Here is a 16835-nt window from a genome sequence, read left to right on the forward strand (position 1 = left end):
GGATGGGCAAAGCATAGCGTGCCCGCCATTCCCATCACAAGCGCGGACGCATGGTGGGCACGGCGCTACGCGCCTTTGCCCACCCTGCGAGATCTTCTTCAGTACTTCGACGGCACGTACATCTCCGGCGGAATTGGGCCGCGGTGATAGTCCGGATTGCGGACGCGCGGCGGCAGCACCACCGGCACGCGTGCGACCTCCTGGTACGGCATCTGGCTCAGGAAGTGAGCGATGCAGTTGAGCCGGGCGCGCTTCTTGTCCACGGCATCCACGATCCACCACGGCGAATCCGGCAGGTGCGTGTGCTCCAGCATCGTCTCCTTGGCCTTGGTGTACGCCTCCCAGCGGCTGCGCGCCTCGACGTCCATCGGGCTCAGCTTCCACTGCTTCAGTGAATCCCTGATGCGCATGCTGAAGCGGAACTGCTGCTCGTCGTCGGTGATCGAGAACCAGTACTTGACCAGGATGATGCCGGAGCGGATCAGCATCCGCTCGAACTCCGGCACCGTCTTGAAGAACTCCTCGTACTCGTCCTCGGAGCAGAAGCCCACCACCCGCTCGACGCCGGCGCGATTGTACCAGCTGCGGTCGAACAGCACGATCTCGCCGCCGGCCGGCAGGTGCGAGACGTAGCGCTGGAAGTACCATTGCGTGCGTTCGCGCTCGCTCGGCGCCGGCAGCGCGGCGACGCGGCAGATCCTGGGATTGAGGCGCTGGGTGATGCGCTTGATGACGCCGCCCTTGCCGGCGGAGTCGCGGCCCTCGAACAGCACGACGACCTTCTTCTTTTCGCTCTGCACCCAGTCCTGGAGCTTCACGAACTCGCCCTGGAGCCGCAGCAACTCCTTGAAATAGAGCCTGCGATCCACCGTCGGACTGAGCGTGTCGTTCTCGTCCAGGAACTCGTCGAGCCGGCTGTCGTCCAGCTCGAGCTCCAGCTCCTCGTCGAGATTGTCGGCCATTTCCTGGTAGATGCGCTCGCGCATGGCGGTGGTGGGGCGATCGACTGCGGTCATGGGTCATTCTCTCGGCTCGGGTGCCAATATCCCCACGACCATCGATGGGGTTTATTGCGCCCATGTGACACCGGCGGCCGGCCGGTTCCGAAATGGGCCGGGCAAGCCGTCACACCGGCAATGCGATCGAATATTTGACCTGGCTCAGCGCAAAGCTCGACTCGATCGAAGCGATGCCGTCGAGCCGGGTCAGCTTGGTCTTCAGGAATGTCTCGTATGACGCGAGGTCGGCCGCGACCACGCGCAGCAGGTAGTCGCGGTTGCCGGTCATCAGATAGCACTCCAGCACCTCGTCCCATTTCGAGATCGCGCGCGCGAAGCGGTTGAGGTCCTCCTCCTTCTGCCGCGCCAGCTTGATCGAGATGAACACGCTGACATGCAGCCCCAGCGCCTTCTGGTCGACGGTCGCGATGTAGCGCGAGATCACGCCGCGCTCCTCCAGCAGCTTGACCCGGCGATGGCAGGGCGAGACCGAGAGCCCGACCTTGTCGGCGAGTTCCTGCATGGTCAGTCGGCTGTCGTTCTGGAGCAAGGCGAGGATCTTGCGGTCGATGGCGTCGAGGTCCGGCATTGGGATGAAACCTGTATTCTGTGGGCATGCTTTGGTAAATTATCCCAATATCCGCGGGTATGGCGCGAAAAATTGAGAAGTTTGGCGCGCTCCGTAGGGGTATGATCGGGGCCTTGTTTTCCGGAGCATCGCCATGCCCGTTGAGTCCGCTCGCCTTGAAACCCTGACCGCGCTGGCCCGCAAGGCGCTGTGGCTGTCGTCATGGACCATCCACCACGCCAACCACATCCGCCCGAACTCGGACGGCCTGAAGGTCGGCGGCCACCAGGCCTCGTCAGCCTCGTTGGCAACCATCATGTCGGCGCTGTATTTCCACGTGCTGAAGCCCGAGGACCGCGTCGCGGTGAAGCCGCATGCGAGCCCGGTGTTTCATGCCATCCAGTATCTGTTCGGTCGCCAAACCCGCGACAAGCTGGAGAATTTCCGCGGCTTCAAGGGCGCGCAATCCTATCCTTCCCGCACCAAGGACGTCGACGACGTCGACTTCTCGACCGGCTCGGTCGGCCTCGGTGTCGCGCAGACGCTGTTCGCCTCGCTGGTGCAGGACTACGTCAAGGCGCATGGCTGGATGAAGGATCGCCGCGAGGGGCGGATGATCGCGCTCGTCGGCGACGCCGAGATGGACGAGGGCAACATCTTCGAGGCGCTTGCGGAGGGCTGGAAGCACGGCCTGCGCAATACCTGGTGGGTGGTGGACTATAACAGGCAGTCGCTCGATGCCGTCGTCCGCGAAGGGCTCTGGGAAAAGTTCGAGACCATGTTCCGCAATTTCGGCTGGGACGTGGTGATCGTGAAATACGGCCGCCTGATGCGCGAGGCCTTTGCCGAGCCCGGCGGCGAGGCGTTGAAGCGCTGGATCGACAATTGCCCGAACGCACTCTATGCGGCGCTGTGCTTCCAGGGCGGCGCGGCCTTCCGCAAGCATCTGCACGACGAGATCGGCGACCAGGGCCCGATCACAAGGCTGATCGACAAGCGCAGCGACGACGAGCTGCTGGCACTGATGTCGAATCTCGGCGGCCACGACATGGCGAGCATGCTGGACGCCTTCGAATCCATCGACCACGACCGCCCGGTCTGCTTCATCGCCTACACCATCAAGGGCGTCGGCCTGCCGTTCCAGGGCCACAAGGACAATCATGCCGGCCTGATGACGGTCGCGCAGATGGAGAAATATCGCGAGAGCCAGAATATCCGCCCGGGCCACGAATGGGACAGATACGAGGGCCTCGCGCAGGATGCCGCCGAGCTCGACGCCTTCCTCGCGCGCGTGCCGTTCAACCAGGATGGCCGCCGGCTGACCGCGCCCGTGGTCGAGGTGCCCTCGCAGCTCGCGTTCAAGCCATCGGCGCAGATGTCGACCCAGCAGGGCTTCGGCCTCGTCCTGAACGAGATCGCGCGCGACGACAGTGAACTCGCCAGCCGCATCGTCACGACCTCGCCCGACGTCACCGTCTCGACCAATCTCGGCCCCTGGGTGAACCGCCGCGGCCTGTTCGCGCGCGGCGAGAAGGCGGATTTATTCCGCAGCGAGAAAATTCCCTCCACCTTCAACTGGGACTTCTCGCCCAAGGGCCAGCATCTCGAGCTCGGCATCGCCGAGATGAACCTGTTCATCATGCTCTCCGCACTCGGCCTGTCGCACCAGATCAACGGCGAGCGGCTGCTGCCGGTCGGCACGCTCTACGATCCCTTCATCGAGCGCGGGCTCGATGCGCTGAATTACGCCTGCTATCAGGATGCCCGCTTCATGGTGGCGGCGACGCCGTCCGGCATCACGCTCGCACCGGAAGGCGGCGCGCACCAGTCGATCGCGACGCCGCTGATCGGCATGGCGCAGGACGGCCTTGCCTCGTTCGAGCCGGCCTTCGTCGATGAGCTCGCCGTGATCATGGGTTGGGGTTTCAACCACATGCAGCGCGATCCGGGCGAGGGTGGTTCCGTTTACTTGAGGCTCTCGACGCGCAGCATCGAGCAGGCGCAGCGGATCATGACGCCGGAGCTGGAGCAGGGCATCACCGACGGCGCCTATTGGCTGCGCAAGCCGGGCCCGAATGCCGAACTCGTGATCGCCTATACCGGCGCGGTGGCGCCCGAAGCGATCGAGGCGACCGGCTTCATCGGCGAGAGCCGCCGCGACATCGGCCTGCTCGCGATCACCTCGGCCGATCGCCTGCATGCTGGCTGGACCGCCGCGCGAAAATTGCGGCGCGATCGGCGCGGCGTGCAGCATCTCAGCCACATCGAAAAGCTGCTGGCGCCGCTGCCGCGCGACTGCGGCATCGTGACCGTGATCGACGGCCATCCGGCAACCCTCGGCTGGCTCGGCAGCGTTCGCGGCCACCGCGTCGAGGCGCTCGGCGTCGAGCAGTTCGGCCAGACCGGCACCATCGCCGACCTCTATCGCCACTACGGCATCGACGCCAACGCCATCATCGATGCGGCCGAAAGTCTCACCACCGGCGCGCCGGTGCTGCATCGGAAGATGGCAGTGTAATGGAAATAGCGGGTCGTCATTCCGGGGCGCGCGAAGCGCGAGCCCGGAATCCATAGCCACCATCGGAAGTATGGAGTCCGGGCCCGAGCCAAGAGGGCGCGTCCCGGAATGACGACCGAGGGAGCCTTGCCTCGTTCCCGCCATCGGCTCATATAACCTCCGTCCGCCGCAACGCTGGCCCCGCATATGGCGGGTTCAATTGCCGGCGCTTTCGTGCAAGGATGCCTGCCGAAACGCCCCCCAAGCCCCCAAGAAGAGGTTAACGATGGTCAATCGCATGCAATTCTACATCGACGGCGCCTGGGTCGATCCCGCCGTCAAGAAGTCCACCGCCGTGGTCAATCCGGCGACGGAAGAGGCGATGTACGAGGTTGCGCTGGGCTCCAAGGCCGACGTGGACAAGGCGGTTGCCGCCGCCAAGCGCGCCTTTGCAACCTTCTCCCAGACCAGCCGCGAGGAGCGTGTCGCGCTGCTCACGAAAGTCATCGAGATCTACAAGGGCCGTCTCAAGGAGATCGGCGCCGCGGTGTCCGACGAGATGGGCGCCCCGCTGCCGATGGCGGAGAAGCTTCAGGCCGGTGCTGGCCTCGGCCATCTCATGACCACGCTCGACGTGCTCAAGAACTATCATTTCGAGGAGCCGGTCGGCACCGCCATGGTGCTGCGCGAGCCGGTTGGTGTGGTCGGCATGATCACGCCCTGGAACTGGCCGCTCAACCAGATCGCCTGCAAGGTCGCGCCCGCGCTTGCCGCCGGCTGCACCATGATCCTGAAGCCGTCGGAGTTCACGCCCACCTCGGCGCTGATCTTCGCGGAGATCCTCCATGAAGCCGGCGTGCCGAAGGGCGTGTTCAACCTCGTAAACGGCCTCGGTCCCGAGGTCGGCGCCGCCATGAGCGAGCATCCCGACATCGACATGATCTCGTTCACGGGCTCGACCCGCGCCGGCATCGACGTTGCCAAGCGCGCGGCGCCGACCGTGAAGCGCGTCAGCCAGGAACTCGGCGGCAAGTCGCCGAACGTCATCCTCGAAGGTGCCGACCTCACGAAGGCGGTGACCGGCGGCGTGATGCACATGTTCAACAACTCCGGCCAGTCCTGCAACGCGCCCTCGCGCATGATCGTGCCGGCCTCGAAGATGAAGGAAGTCGCCGCGATCGCGAAGGCCGTCGCCGACAAGACCAAGGCCGGCGATCCCCGCGCCGAAGGCACCACCATCGGCCCCGTGGTCAATCGCGGCCAGTGGGACAAGATCCAGGGCCTGATCAAGAAGGGTATCGACGAGGGCGCAACGCTCGTCGCCGGCGGCCCGGGCCTGCCCGAGGGCGTCAACAAGGGCTTCTACGTCCGTCCGACCATCTTCGCCGACGTCACCCCCGACATGACGATCGCCCGCGAAGAGATATTCGGACCGGTGCTGACCATCATCGGCGCCAAGGACGAAGCCGAGGCCGTGCAAATCGCCAACGACACGCCCTATGGGCTCGCGGGCTACGTCACGGGCGCTTCGGTCGAGGACGCCAAGCGCGTCGGCCGGCAGATCCGCGCCGGCAACGTCAACCTGCAGGGCGTGCCCAACGACCGCACCGCGCCGTTCGGCGGCTACAAGCAGTCGGGCAACGGTCGCGAGTGGGGCAAGTACGGCCTCGAGGACTTCCTCGAAGTGAAGGCCGTCGCCGGTTTCAACGCGGCGTAAGCGTTAGCTCCTGAACAGACAGACGCCGGAGCGGGAAACCGCTCCGGCGTTTTTCGTTCCGGCATCTCTAACCGCCGTCACTGCGAGCGAAGCGAAGCAATCCAGAATTGGTCCGCGGAGACAGTCTGGATTGCTTCGTCGCAAGCGCTCCTCGCAATGACGAGAGGCGTGACGACCGAGAAACTATCCCCCCACCGCGCCCTGCGTGTTCACATACAGCGCGTAGATCGACTGGCTCGCGGCCATGAACAGGCGGTTACGCTTGACGCCGCCGAAGCAGAGATTGGCGCAGCGCTCGGGCAGCGCGATGCGGCCGATCATGACGCCATCAGGTGCGAACACCACGACGCCGTCGAGCTCGGGATCGCCCATGCCCCAGCCGCACCAGAGATTGCCGTCGATGTCGCAGCGCATGCCGTCAGGCGTGCCGGGGCCCGCATCGATGTGCACGCGCTTGTTGGAGATCGTGGTGCCATCCGCCGAGACGTCATAGGCGAGGATTTTGCGGTTCGGCACGCCCCGCGATTCCACGACGTAGAGGATTTTCTCGTCCGGCGAGAAGCACAGCCCGTTCGGCCCGAGCACGCCCTCGGCGACGATGGTCGCCTTGCCGGTCGCGGGATCGAGCCGGTAGACGTTCGGATCGATCTCGGGCTCGGCCTTGTAGCCCTCGTAATTGCCGAGCAGGCCGAAGGTCGGATCGGTGAACCAGATCGAGCCGTCCGATTTGACAACGACATCGTTCGGCGAGTTCAGCCGCTTGCCGTTGAATTGATCCATCAGCACGGTGATGCTGCCGTCGTACTCGGTGCGGGTCACGCGCCGTCCGCCATGCTCGCAGGTGACGAGCCGGCCCTGGCGATCCCTTGTGTTGCCGTTGGCGAAATTGGAAGGCTTGCGAAACACCGAGACCGCGCCCGTCTCCTCCTCCCATTTGAGGATGCGCTGGTTCGGGATGTCGCTGCACAGGAGGTAGCGCCCGTCGCCGAACCAGACCGGTCCTTCGGCCCAGCGCAGGCCGGTCGTCAGCCGTTCCACCGCCGAAAGCTTCAGCCAGTATTTTTCGAAGCGGGGATCGAGTGCGTGAATGGCCGGATCTGGATAGTAGCTCGCCGGCCGCCAGCCTGACCGCTCCTGGGTGTGGGACGATGCCTCATTCATGTCGGTTCTCTCGTTTCGTTCCCTCTGGACAATGCTGCTATCATTAGAGACACGTGACGGCAAATCCGTTGAAGCAGCGAGGACTGACATGCGCATCTTGATGACGGGAGCTTCGGGCGGAATCGGAACGCGCCTGCGCAAATTGCTGCCGCCGATCTATCCGGATCTGCTGCTCTCCGATATCCGCAAGCCTGCTGATCTCGGCCCGAACGAGCAGTTCAAGGCGGCGGACCTGTCCGACATGGCGCAGGTGGAGGCGCTCTGCGAGGGCGTCGACGGCATCATCCATTTCGGCGGCTATTCGGTCGAAGGCCCCTGGGACGACATCCTCCAGGCCAACATCATCGGCGGCTACAATCTGTTCGAGGCCGCCTACCGCAAGGGCGTCAAGCGCGTGGTGTTCGCGTCCTCGAACCATGCCGTCGGCTTCTATCCGCGTCACCACAAGATCGGCACCGACGTCACGCCGCGCCCCGACGGCCGCTACGGCGTCAGCAAGGTGTTCGGCGAAGCGCTCGGCGCGCTCTATGCCGACAAGCACGGCCTCAAGGTCACCTGTCTGCGCATCGGCAATTTCGGCGACATGCCGCTCGACCAGCGCCGGCTCGCAATCTGGCTGAAGCCGGAGGATCTGGTGCAGCTCTGCCAGATTGGGCTGGAGCATCCCGACATCCATTTCGAGGTGTTCTACGGCGCCTCGCTCAACGAACGCGCCTGGTGGGACAACCACCGCGCCTACGAATTCGGCTACCGCCCCACCGGCCGCGCCGAGGATTTCCGCGACCACGCGCTGGCCGAGCAGGCCAAGCTGAAGCCCGACCCGGTCGGCGACCACTTCCAGGGCGGCGCATTCTGCAGCAACGAGTTCGACGGCGATGCGAGCCGCATCATCGACTGGAACAAGCGGTAGGCGCTTGACCGGATAGCTGAGCTGCCGCCGCGCTCCCTCCCCCCGTTCTTACGGGGAGAGAGTGGGGTGAGGGGCTGTCTCCGCGGGGACGGTGAGAGGCGAAAGAAGCCCGGCGCCCTAAACCACGCGTTTGCCGGCCTGGGCCGCAATCGGCCGCTGCACGAAATACATCAGGATCAGGGAAATCACCGCCGTCGTCACGACGACGTATCCCAGCCGGTCGAAGTGCCGCAGCGTACCGTCGGCCTCCTGCGCAATGAGCGCGGCGGCGAGCACGGAGCCGAGCCCGCCGGAGAGCTGTTGCAGCGAGGCGCCGACCGCGCTGAAGGAGCCGCGTTGCGCCGGCTCGGGGATTGCGGAAATCAACGCCTGCGACGGGATCATGCGGGAAAAGATGCCGACGAACATCAGGACGTTGACCAGGATCGCGACCGTCAGGCTCACCTCGCCGAGATGGGTGTAGATCAGCACCATGACGATGGACATCGCGCTGCCGAAGACGAAGGTGGGGTATTTGCCGAAGGCATCGCTCGCGCGTCCCACCAGCGGGCCGATGAAAATGCTGAACAGTCCGGAGACGAGATAGATCGTCGGCAGATGCACGATATCGATGCCGAGGTTGTGCACGGTGTAGGCGCTGCCGAATGGCATCAGCATGTAGCCGCCGGTCGCCAGCAGCGTCGTCACCGAAAACGCCATCCAATAGCGTGGCTGCGCGAGTGTTGCGATCAGATGCCGGAACGGATTTCTGTCCTGCTTCAGCGCGAGATGGCCGTTCACCGGCTTCATCAGGAACATCACGGCGGCCATCCCGATCACCGACAGGCCGACCAGTGCGCCGAACGCGACTTGCCAGTTCCACTGGTTGGCGAGGAAAAGACCGGCCGGGATGCCCAGCACCTGGCTTGCGGCGAAGGCGGTTTGCACGAAACCCATGACGCGGCCGCGCAATTGCAGCGCAAACAGATCGGTCACGATGGCGAGCACGACCGAGCCGATCACGCCGCCGAACAGGCCGGTGACGATTCGCCCGAACAGCAGCACGTGATAATTGGGCGCCATCGCGCACAGCGCCGTTCCAAGGGTGAAGCCGGCGTAGAAAAACAACAGCAGCCATTTGCGGTCGAACCGGTCGGCAAAGCCGGCCGCCAGGATGCCGGAAACTCCCGCGCTGAATGCGTAGGCCGAGACGGCCACTCCGAACTGTGCGGCCGAAATAGCGAGCGCCGGCATCATGATGGCGCCGAGCGGCGACATGATCATGAAATCGATGATGATCGTGAACTGGACCAGCGCCAGCAGCGCGACGAGGATCGACTGGTAGCGCGTAAAGCCGCGGGACAGCTCTTGCCGCTGGTCGATCGGCTCGGTCAGGGTTTGTTCGGTCATGCCAATTCATTCGGGAGGAAGGAGGGGAGGATTTGCGATTCGGGGTCGGGCGCCGGTCCCTATCTATTTCCGGCCGCGCGCGATTTCGATGGCTTGACAACCAATTTTGATACCGATCTCGACGCGCTGCCTCAGCTCATAGAGAACGAGCGCGTGCAAGGGCCGAGCTCCGGTTTTGGCCGTCCCGCCCATTGATCCAGGTCAACCTTGCTCTCGGCATCTGGGTCTCGATCTGTGCGATCGCGATTCGGCAACCGGTGCCTCGATCGCGGTTCAACGGCGGCAGCGAGGGTCACGACAATGAAAATCAAATTTTCAGCCGTCGTACTGCTCGCGATGATCGTGTCAGGATCGTCGCGAGCCGCAACGCTCAGCGACGCCGAGGCGACGTTTCTCGACCAGCTCGTCACCGCGTCCGCGGTGCTCGAACAACGATGCGTCGGCTACGAGGTCAATGGCGCGGGCAGCGTTCAACTCGGCGCCCGGCTTCTCGGCGGCCCCGAGGCCGCGATGGCCATGATCGACGCCTATGCTGCGGCCATCAAGGCCCGCGATGGCGAGACCTATGATCCGGGCAAATTCCGCCCCGAGGTGTCCGAGGCGGCCGGCAAGGCGTTCAAGCGCGTGCGGGCGGATTTGATCAAGACCCCGACAAGGGCTTGCCCCGCTTACGGCGATGCCAGCGTGGATCGCGGTCTGCTGAGGCGGTACTGAACCGGGACTTGAGGGATTTAGATATCCGCAAACGAAAGGGCCGTCTCGAAAGACGGCCCTTGGTTGTTATTCGACGATCTCGACGATCCGGTGTGTTCGCGGTTCGACCAGCACGGTGCGACCGTTGACCACCGTATAACGATACTCGCGGGCGCCGTACTCGGCCGGCACCTCGTAATAGGTCACGCCCTCTTCAGGAAGAACCGCCCCGACTCTCACGTCCTCGCGATACTGATAGGAAGGGCGTCGCTGTTCGACGACGTAGGAGTGAAAGCGAGGACGCTGATCGACACCAAGGACTCCCGCCACGCCGCCAACGACGCCGCCGACCACGCCACCCACAACCGCCCCAACCGGGCCTGCCGCTCGCTCGCCATCCCGCGCACCGCGTTCGACACCTCCGGGTACGCCCTGGGCCTGGGTCGTTACGGGAAGCAGGACGGCGACGGCAACAGCGGCGGCTCCGACAAAACGGCAAATCATGGCAGCTCCTATGGTGGGGGATTGTGCAAGACAAGCACCAAGCCGACCATAGGTTCCCCAGCAATGTGGACTGCGGGCGTTATCGCCGGAATGGGCTCGTACGGCCTGCAATTGCAAGCAATCCAGCGCGCTTTACCGCGTACGCTGCACCAACCTTGCTACGGGCTCGCCTGCCGCGAGGGATGTCAAGCACGCAGCCCGATCGCCGGCCGAAATGGCGGATCGTCATCGGACCGCGATATTGCGGCATAGTGGTCAAAGCGCATTGTTTGCGTGGCGAGCCGGTCATCCGGGAGTTTTTGTTGATTATCCCTGCGGCTTGACTGGCGTGTCGGCAAACGCCTTTCGAAGAGCATGCAATCGTTCTGCTAGCGCCATGTTTTCAGCGGCTCGCTCCAGATCACGCCAAAATCCGCCTTTGGCTGAGGTGAGGTGGCCAAGTTGTTCCAAAATGTCGAGCGCCAGCTCCAGTTCGTTGTGATCGAGGAATGCTTGGTATTGAGCCATGAGTGCTACGCGCTCTTGCTCGTGCTGCGGGATGGTCTCAGGCAGGGCGCGCCGCGCGCGCTCAAGCAGCGTCTCGGTAGTCTTCCAGCGTTTGATAAGTTCTGGGTCTGGCATCGAATTATTCCAGTGTGCGGCCGTAGTGTCACCTTGCTCTGGTGTCAGCTCTCCTCCCCCGCAATCCTTGCCAGATAATCCTTCTTGCTGAACTGCATGTGATCGACGCAGAGCTGGGCCAGCGCCCAGCTGTCACGGCCTTTCAACAGCTCGATCATCAGCTCGTGCTGGCGCCGTGACTGCGCGAGGCCGTCGCGGTCGGCGAGATTTTTCGCGCGCATCGGCAGCGTCAGGTTCATGTAGTCCTGCAGCGAGCGCACCAGATAGGGATTGCCGCAGGCTGAAAAGAGGGCGAGGTGGAAAGCGTCGTTGGCCTCGTGGATGCCGCGCAGGTCCTGCACGTCGGCTCTCGCGCAATATTGCCGCTGCAAGGCAGAGAGCTCGTCGATCAGGCCTTGCTGTGCGGGCAGGGGGATCATCAGCGCGGCCTGCCGGGTCAGCATCTCCCGGACCTCGTAGATCTGCCCGACCTCCTCGGCCGAGTAGAACCGCACGGTGGCTCCGACATTCTTCTCGCGGCGGACGATGCCGCGCCGCTCGGCATCCACCAGCGCCTGGCGCACGAAGTGGCGCGAAGTGCCGTAAGCCGACATCAGCGCGTCCTCGGTCAGGCGCGCGCCGGGCGCGAGGCGGCCGAAGATGATGTCCTCCTCGAGCCGCGCGACCACGTCGTCCGGATCGTCGCGCCGGACCGTCATGGCGTCTGCGGTGTGAATGTCGGGCATCCCTCAGCCTCCGGCTCCGCGCCGGTGCCTCCTGTGGAGCAGGGAAGGCCAGGATTGTCAATAATCTGTTCCTTTGGCGGTGCGGCAATGCAGAAATTGCCGGTTGGACGCCTATCTTATTGACAATCGGGGAGCAGACTGTACGACAATGGCATGGTGATTGGAGTGGCATGATGACGAGTGGCTTGCGCAAGGGTCTGACGAGCTACGGCGATGCCGGCTTCTCGCTGTTCCTGCGCAAGGCGTTCATCAAGGCCATGGGCTATTCCGACGACGCGCTTGAGCGCCCGATCGTCGGCATCACCAACACCTACAGCGACTACAATCCCTGCCACGGCAACGTCCCGCAGATCATCGAGGCCGCCAAGCGCGGTGTGATGCTGTCCGGCGCGATGCCGTTCGTGTTTCCGACCATCTCGATCGCCGAGAGCTTTGCGCATCCGACCTCGATGTATTTGCGCAATCTGATGGCGATGGACACCGAGGAGATGATCCGGGCCCAGCCGATGGATTCGGTGATCGTGATCGGCGGCTGCGACAAGACTCTTCCCGCGCAGGTGATGGCCGCGATCAGTGCCGATTTGCCGACCGTGGTCATTCCCGTAGGCCCCATGGTGGTCGGCCATCACAAGGGCGAGGTGTTGGGGGCCTGCACAGATTGCCGCCGGCTCTGGGGAAAATATCGCGCCGGCGAGATGGACGATGCGGAGATCGAGGCGGTCAACGGCCGTCTCGCGCCATCGGTCGGCACCTGCATGGTGATGGGCACGGCCTCCACTATGGCCTGCATGATCGAAGCCATGGGCCTGTCGCTGCCGATGAGCGCGACGATTCCGGCGCCGCATGCCGAGCGCTTCCGTCTTGCGGAGGCCAGCGGCAGGGTGGCCGCGGAGATGGCCAAGACCAAGGGCCCGAAGCCGAGCGAGGTGCTCACGCCGGCGTCTTTTAAAAATGCGCAAGTGGTGCTCCAGGCGATCGGCGGCTCGACCAACGGCCTGATTCATCTGACCGCGATGGCGCATCGCTCGCCGCACCGGCTCGATCTCGCGGTGTTCGACCAGATCGGCCGCGAAGTGCCGGTGCTGGTCGATCTCAAGCCGTCCGGCGAGCATTACATGGAGCATTTCCATCACGCCGGCGGCGTGCCGAAGTTACTGGCGCAGCTCGGCGACCTCGTCGATCTCGATGCCGGGACCATCAGCGGCCAGACGCTGCGCGACATCGTTGCGAATGCGGAAGACGTGCCCGGCCAGGACGCGATCCGCCCGCGCGACAATCCGATCAAGAAGGAGGGCGGGCTCGCCGTCCTGCACGGCAATCTCGCGCCGCGCGGCGCGGTGATCAAGCAATCGGCCGCGAGCGCTAAACTGTTGCAGCACACCGGGCGCGCGGTGGTGTTCGAGTCCGTCGAGGACATGACGCTTCGCGTGGATGATCCCGATCTCGACGTCACCGCCGACGACGTGCTGGTGCTGCGCAATGCCGGCCCGAAGGGCGCGCCCGGCATGCCGGAGGCGGGCTATCTGCCGATTCCGAAGAAGCTCGCGCGCGGCGGCACCAAGGACATGGTGCGCATTTCGGATGCGCGCATGAGCGGCACCGCGTTCGGGACCATCGTGCTTCACATCACGCCGGAATCCGCCGTCGGCGGACCGCTGGCCCTGGTGAAGAACGGCGACATGATCCGCCTCGACGTTGCCAAGCGAAGCATCGAGCTGCTGGTCGACACCGCGGAGCTGGAACGGCGTCGCGGCGCATTGAAGCCCGCGGCTGCGCCGGACGAAGCGCGGCGCGGCTACGCCTGGCTGTTCAACGAGACCATCATGCAGGCCGACGAGGGCTGCGACTTCGATTTCATGCAGAGGACTGGGAAGAAGACCGAGACAGGCTGACCGAGCAACGAACGCCCAGACCGCACAAGCGGCGGGCGATAACACAGGGGGAAACGATGATTGCACGATCCATGCGTGGGTTGGTGGCCATGGCCGCCATGCTGTTCGTCACCGGGGCCGGGGCACAGGAGGTGAAGCATTATCGCTTCGCCTACGACCAGCCGCGCAACACCGGCTATTCCATCGCGGGCGACCTCTTTGCCGACAAGCTCAAGGAATTGAGCAAGGGCACCATGATCATCGACCAGTATCCGGGCGCGCAGCTCGGGCAGGAGCCGCAGGTGCTCCAGCTCGTGAAAGCCGGAGATGTCGAGTTCTCGATCATCTCATCGGCCAACACCGCGACGATCTCGCCGCAAGCCGGCGTGATGTCGCTGCACTATCTATTCCGGGACGAGAACCACGTGGTCAAGGGGCTGGCGGATCCCCGCGTGTTCGAGGCGCTCAAGACCATGATCGACGAGACCACGCAGGGCCTGCATGTGATCGCGACCGGCTCGCAGGGCGTGCGCCACATGTACTCCAAGAAGGAGATCCACAATGTCGGCGACATCAAGGGCCTGAAGATTCGCGTGCAGGCGACCGCGACCGAGGACACCATGTTCCCGGCCTACGGCGCCCAGACCGTGCACATGCCGTTCGGCAGCGTCTACACGAGCTTGCAGACCGGCGTGGTCGACGTCGCCGAGAACAGCATCAACGTGTACCTCGTCAACAAGCACTACGAGGTCGCCCCGGTCCTGAACATCACCGAGCATGAGGCCAACAACGCGCTGGTGTTCATCTCCGACAAGCTCTGGCAGAGCCTGTCGGCCGAGCAGAAGGGGTGGGTGCAGACCGCGGCCAACGAGATCAGCACCAAGGAGCCGCAGAAGGCATTCGACCTCGAACGCACCGCGGCCGACAAGCTGAAGAAGATGGGCGTCAAGATCGTCGACAACGTCGACAAGAAGAGCTTCGCGGCGATCGCCGATCCCTATCTCGACAAGCTCGCCAAGGAACTCGGCCCGCACGCCGAGAAGATCAAGGATCTGATCCGGTCGATCAATTAGGTCGGCGGCCATCCTTCGAGACGCCCGCCTGCGGCGGGCCCTCAGGGTGAGGTCGCGTTTCGCGGCGAGATATCAGACCCTCATGGTGAGGAGCCGGCTGAAGCCGGCGTCTCGAACCATCGAGGCCGAGCACGATCGGCAGCTTCCCAGCTGTCGCAGGCGATAGCTCCGGGACGACGAGGAAGTAGATGGCCATCGCCGACAAGCTGCTCGTTCAGCGCCAGCGCCACCTCAAATGGCGCTGGCTTGACTGGCTCGAGCTCGTGCTGATGATCCTCTGCGGCGTGCTCTGCTTCGGCTTCTCGCTGTCGGTGACCGCCGACATCGTCACCCGCACGATTGGTCATCCCTGGCTGTGGCTTCAGGAGGTGACGTCGACCCTGTTCATCTACGCGATCTTCGTCGGCACGGCGGCAGCGACGCGGCGTAACGACCATCTCTATCTCACCGCGATCTCCGAGGCGATGCACGGCACGCCGCGGCTGATCGTCGAAGTGATCATCCGCCTCGTCGTGCTCGGCGTCGCCTTCTGCCTGATCTGGTACGGCTATCAGAACTATCTCCGCGGTTTCGGCAGCTTTCGCCTGCCGTCGGGCACGCCGATTGCCTCGCTCTATGCGATCATCCCGCTATCGGGCGTCTTGATCGGCCTGTTCACCATCGAGCAGCTCGTCAACGGCCTGCGCAACGGCTTTGACCATTCCGAGCCGCCGGAGGAGGACGGCGCACCCGTCATCACCGACGCGCAGATGAGGGCACAGCCGTGAGTGCACCCATCGTCCTGGCCTTGATGACGATCTGCTTCCTGTCGTTCGGCTATCTCGGCGTGCCGGTGCCGTTCTCGCTGATGGCCGGCGTCTTCATCGGCGCGATCCTGTCGGACGTTTCGCTCGCCGCGATCATCCAGAAGATATTCGACGGCGTCGATTCCGAGGCGCTGCTCGCGATCCCGTTCTTCCTGCTGGTCGGCGAGCTCATGAGCTCGGCCAACGTGGTGGTGCGAATAGCCAACCTGTCGGTGTCGCTGGTCGGGCACATCAGGGGCGGGCTGTCCCAGGTCGTGGTCGTCTTCAGCATGTTCTTCTCGGAGATGTCGGGCTCGACCACCGCCGACGTCGCGGTGATGAGCCGTGCGCTGGGCGGCCCGATGAAGCGCGAAGGCTACGAGCCCGCCTTTATCGCCGCCATCATCGCCTCGGCCTCGACCATCGCGGCGCTGGTGCCGCCGAGCATCACCGCCGTGGTCTATGGCGCGGTGGGCAACGTCTCGATCGCCGGCCTGTTCATGGCAGGCGTCGTGCCGGGCCTGATGATCGGCTTCGGCCTGATGATCTACTGCTATTTCTTCGGCCCCTCCGGCCTGCGCAAGCCGCGCGCGCCGCTGCGGCAGGTGGTGTTCGCGGCCGGCGATGCGGCGTTGCCGCTGATGATCCCGGTGATCCTGCTGGGCGGCATCCTGACCGGCTGGTTCACGCCGACGGAAGCCGGTGTCGTCGCCGTTGCCTGGATCGTCTTGGTCGTGATCCCCGCGCTCAACCGCGGGCACATCAGCAAGATCCCGTATGATTTCTGCCTTGCCGGGCTGATCTTCTCGCTGCCGCTGATCACGATCGGCGCTGCCAATGCGTTCGGCTGGATGCTCGCTTACTTACGCGGTGCGAGCTACATCGCCGACGTCATCACCTCTATCGCCGGCAACGATCCGCATCTGATCATGCTGCTGATGGTGCTGCTGTTCACGGTGGTCGGCGATTTCATCGAACCGGTCCCGACCATCATCATCTTCATGCCGCTGGTCAACACGCTGACGGAAGCCGGCGACATCAACGGCGTGCATATGGGCGTGGTGCTGATCGCCACGCTCGCCTTCGGCCTGATCACGCCGCCTTATGGCCTGGTGCTGCTGATGGCGTCGAAATTCGTCGGCGTCAGTTTCGCAAAAGCGCTCCGCGCGGCACTGCCGATCTACCTCGTGTTCTTCGCGACCATCGCGTTCGCGATCTACTTCCCGAGCGTGGTGCTGTGGCTGCCGCGGCAGGTGCTCCCCGAATCGGTCGGCTGCTTCAAGTCGCCGGCGGGCACGGGGTACATCTGTCCGCGGTGAAGGG

The 16835-nt window shown here is 64.2% G+C and carries 15 protein-coding genes; 8 read left to right on the top strand and 7 right to left on the bottom strand.

The features are described from left to right. Nucleotides 1-98: 98 nt before the first annotated feature. Both ppk2 and JQ572_RS09180 read right to left on the bottom strand, forming a co-directional pair. Nucleotides 99-1016 (bottom strand): polyphosphate kinase 2, encoded by a 918-nt coding sequence (ppk2, locus tag JQ572_RS09175; RefSeq protein ID WP_211382684.1) that lies wholly within the window; start codon nt 1014-1016, stop codon nt 99-101. 109 nt (nt 1017-1125) lie between these two features. Continuing rightward, the gene (locus tag JQ572_RS09180) at nt 1126-1587 is read right to left on the bottom strand and encodes an Lrp/AsnC family transcriptional regulator (RefSeq protein WP_014497003.1); all 462 of its coding nucleotides are present in this window, start codon (nt 1585-1587) and stop codon (nt 1126-1128) included. A gap of 133 nt (nt 1588-1720) precedes the next feature. Here JQ572_RS09180 and JQ572_RS09185 point away from each other — a divergent pair, with 133 nt between their 5' ends. Continuing rightward, nucleotides 1721-4084: a transketolase gene (locus tag JQ572_RS09185; RefSeq protein ID WP_211382685.1), complete on the top strand. Its 2364-nt coding sequence runs from the start codon at nt 1721-1723 to the stop codon at nt 4082-4084. Nucleotides 4085-4349: 265 nt separating this feature from the next. After that, complete coding sequence (locus JQ572_RS09190) at nt 4350-5780, top strand: aldehyde dehydrogenase family protein (protein ID WP_211382686.1); 1431 nt, start codon at nt 4350-4352, stop codon at nt 5778-5780. A gap of 183 nt (nt 5781-5963) precedes the next feature. Here the strand turns inward: JQ572_RS09190 and JQ572_RS09195 are convergent, their stop codons facing one another. Next, nucleotides 5964-6941 carry an SMP-30/gluconolactonase/LRE family protein gene (locus tag JQ572_RS09195; protein ID WP_211382687.1) on the bottom strand — a complete coding sequence of 326 codons (978 nt, stop codon included), beginning with the start codon at nt 6939-6941 and terminating at the stop codon, nt 5964-5966. 88 nt (nt 6942-7029) lie between these two features. Here JQ572_RS09195 and JQ572_RS09200 point away from each other — a divergent pair, with 88 nt between their 5' ends. Further along, nucleotides 7030-7851 carry an NAD-dependent epimerase/dehydratase family protein gene (locus JQ572_RS09200; RefSeq protein WP_249128935.1) on the top strand — a complete coding sequence of 274 codons (822 nt, stop codon included), beginning with the start codon at nt 7030-7032 and terminating at the stop codon, nt 7849-7851. Between the two features lie 117 nt (nt 7852-7968). On the opposite strand, the gene JQ572_RS09205 is transcribed toward JQ572_RS09200, so the two are convergent. Next, entirely contained in the window at nt 7969-9240 is a 1272-nt protein-coding gene (locus tag JQ572_RS09205; RefSeq protein WP_211382688.1) for an MFS transporter, read from the bottom strand. Nucleotides 9241-9540: 300 nt separating this feature from the next. On the opposite strand from JQ572_RS09205, the gene JQ572_RS09210 reads away from it, so the two are divergent. Then, nucleotides 9541-9954 (top strand): hypothetical protein, encoded by a 414-nt coding sequence (locus JQ572_RS09210; RefSeq protein WP_211382689.1) that lies wholly within the window; start codon nt 9541-9543, stop codon nt 9952-9954. 66 nt (nt 9955-10020) lie between these two features. Here the strand turns inward: JQ572_RS09210 and JQ572_RS09215 are convergent, their stop codons facing one another. From JQ572_RS09215 to JQ572_RS09225, 3 genes are all read right to left on the bottom strand, one after another. Beyond that, the gene (locus JQ572_RS09215; RefSeq protein ID WP_211382690.1) at nt 10021-10437 is read right to left on the bottom strand and encodes a DUF1236 domain-containing protein; all 417 of its coding nucleotides are present in this window, start codon (nt 10435-10437) and stop codon (nt 10021-10023) included. A 306-nt stretch (nt 10438-10743) separates the two neighbouring features. Next, nucleotides 10744-11058 carry a hypothetical protein gene (locus JQ572_RS09220; protein ID WP_211382691.1) on the bottom strand — a complete coding sequence of 105 codons (315 nt, stop codon included), beginning with the start codon at nt 11056-11058 and terminating at the stop codon, nt 10744-10746. 44 nt (nt 11059-11102) lie between these two features. Then, a complete protein-coding gene (locus tag JQ572_RS09225) occupies nt 11103-11783 on the bottom strand; it encodes a GntR family transcriptional regulator (RefSeq protein WP_211382692.1) in 681 nt (226 codons plus the stop codon). A gap of 173 nt (nt 11784-11956) precedes the next feature. On the opposite strand from JQ572_RS09225, the gene JQ572_RS09230 reads away from it, so the two are divergent. The 4 genes from JQ572_RS09230 to JQ572_RS09245 all read left to right on the top strand — a co-directional run bounded on the left by JQ572_RS09230 (nt 11957) and on the right by JQ572_RS09245 (nt 16831). Beyond that, entirely contained in the window at nt 11957-13675 is a 1719-nt protein-coding gene (locus JQ572_RS09230) for an IlvD/Edd family dehydratase (protein WP_211382693.1), read from the top strand. A gap of 56 nt (nt 13676-13731) precedes the next feature. Beyond that, nucleotides 13732-14727, top strand: coding sequence for a TRAP transporter substrate-binding protein (locus tag JQ572_RS09235; protein ID WP_211382694.1), 996 nt, complete (start codon nt 13732-13734; stop codon nt 14725-14727). Nucleotides 14728-14915: 188 nt separating this feature from the next. Next, entirely contained in the window at nt 14916-15494 is a 579-nt protein-coding gene (locus JQ572_RS09240) for a TRAP transporter small permease (RefSeq protein WP_211382695.1), read from the top strand. Continuing rightward, nucleotides 15491-16831, top strand: a complete 1341-nt coding sequence (locus JQ572_RS09245) for a TRAP transporter large permease (protein ID WP_211382696.1) — start codon at nt 15491-15493, stop codon at nt 16829-16831. Before JQ572_RS09240 ends, JQ572_RS09245 begins: the two co-directional genes overlap by 4 nt. The last annotated feature ends 4 nt before the right edge of the window (nt 16832-16835 follow it).

This window comes from Bradyrhizobium sp. SZCCT0153 (assembly GCF_018129995.1).
Taxonomy (GTDB): Bacteria; Pseudomonadota; Alphaproteobacteria; order Rhizobiales; family Xanthobacteraceae; genus Bradyrhizobium; species Bradyrhizobium japonicum_G.

Coding starts and splice junctions, on each gene's coding strand:
- JQ572_RS09235 (WP_211382694.1), top strand. CDS start 13,732: ATGATTGCACGATCCATGCGTGGGTTGGTGGCCATGGCCGCCATGCTG.
- JQ572_RS09190 (WP_211382686.1), top strand. CDS start 4,350: ATGGTCAATCGCATGCAATTCTACATCGACGGCGCCTGGGTCGATCCC.
- JQ572_RS09230 (WP_211382693.1), top strand. CDS start 11,957: ATGACGAGTGGCTTGCGCAAGGGTCTGACGAGCTACGGCGATGCCGGC.
- JQ572_RS09205 (WP_211382688.1), bottom strand. CDS start 9,240: ATGACCGAACAAACCCTGACCGAGCCGATCGACCAGCGGCAAGAGCTG.
- JQ572_RS09220 (WP_211382691.1), bottom strand. CDS start 11,058: ATGCCAGACCCAGAACTTATCAAACGCTGGAAGACTACCGAGACGCTG.
- JQ572_RS09225 (WP_211382692.1), bottom strand. CDS start 11,783: ATGCCCGACATTCACACCGCAGACGCCATGACGGTCCGGCGCGACGAT.
- JQ572_RS09240 (WP_211382695.1), top strand. CDS start 14,916: ATGGCCATCGCCGACAAGCTGCTCGTTCAGCGCCAGCGCCACCTCAAA.
- JQ572_RS09215 (WP_211382690.1), bottom strand. CDS start 10,437: ATGATTTGCCGTTTTGTCGGAGCCGCCGCTGTTGCCGTCGCCGTCCTG.
- ppk2 (WP_211382684.1), bottom strand. CDS start 1,016: ATGACCGCAGTCGATCGCCCCACCACCGCCATGCGCGAGCGCATCTAC.
- JQ572_RS09200 (WP_249128935.1), top strand. CDS start 7,030: ATGCGCATCTTGATGACGGGAGCTTCGGGCGGAATCGGAACGCGCCTG.
- JQ572_RS09210 (WP_211382689.1), top strand. CDS start 9,541: ATGAAAATCAAATTTTCAGCCGTCGTACTGCTCGCGATGATCGTGTCA.
- JQ572_RS09180 (WP_014497003.1), bottom strand. CDS start 1,587: ATGCCGGACCTCGACGCCATCGACCGCAAGATCCTCGCCTTGCTCCAG.
- JQ572_RS09185 (WP_211382685.1), top strand. CDS start 1,721: ATGCCCGTTGAGTCCGCTCGCCTTGAAACCCTGACCGCGCTGGCCCGC.
- JQ572_RS09195 (WP_211382687.1), bottom strand. CDS start 6,941: ATGAATGAGGCATCGTCCCACACCCAGGAGCGGTCAGGCTGGCGGCCG.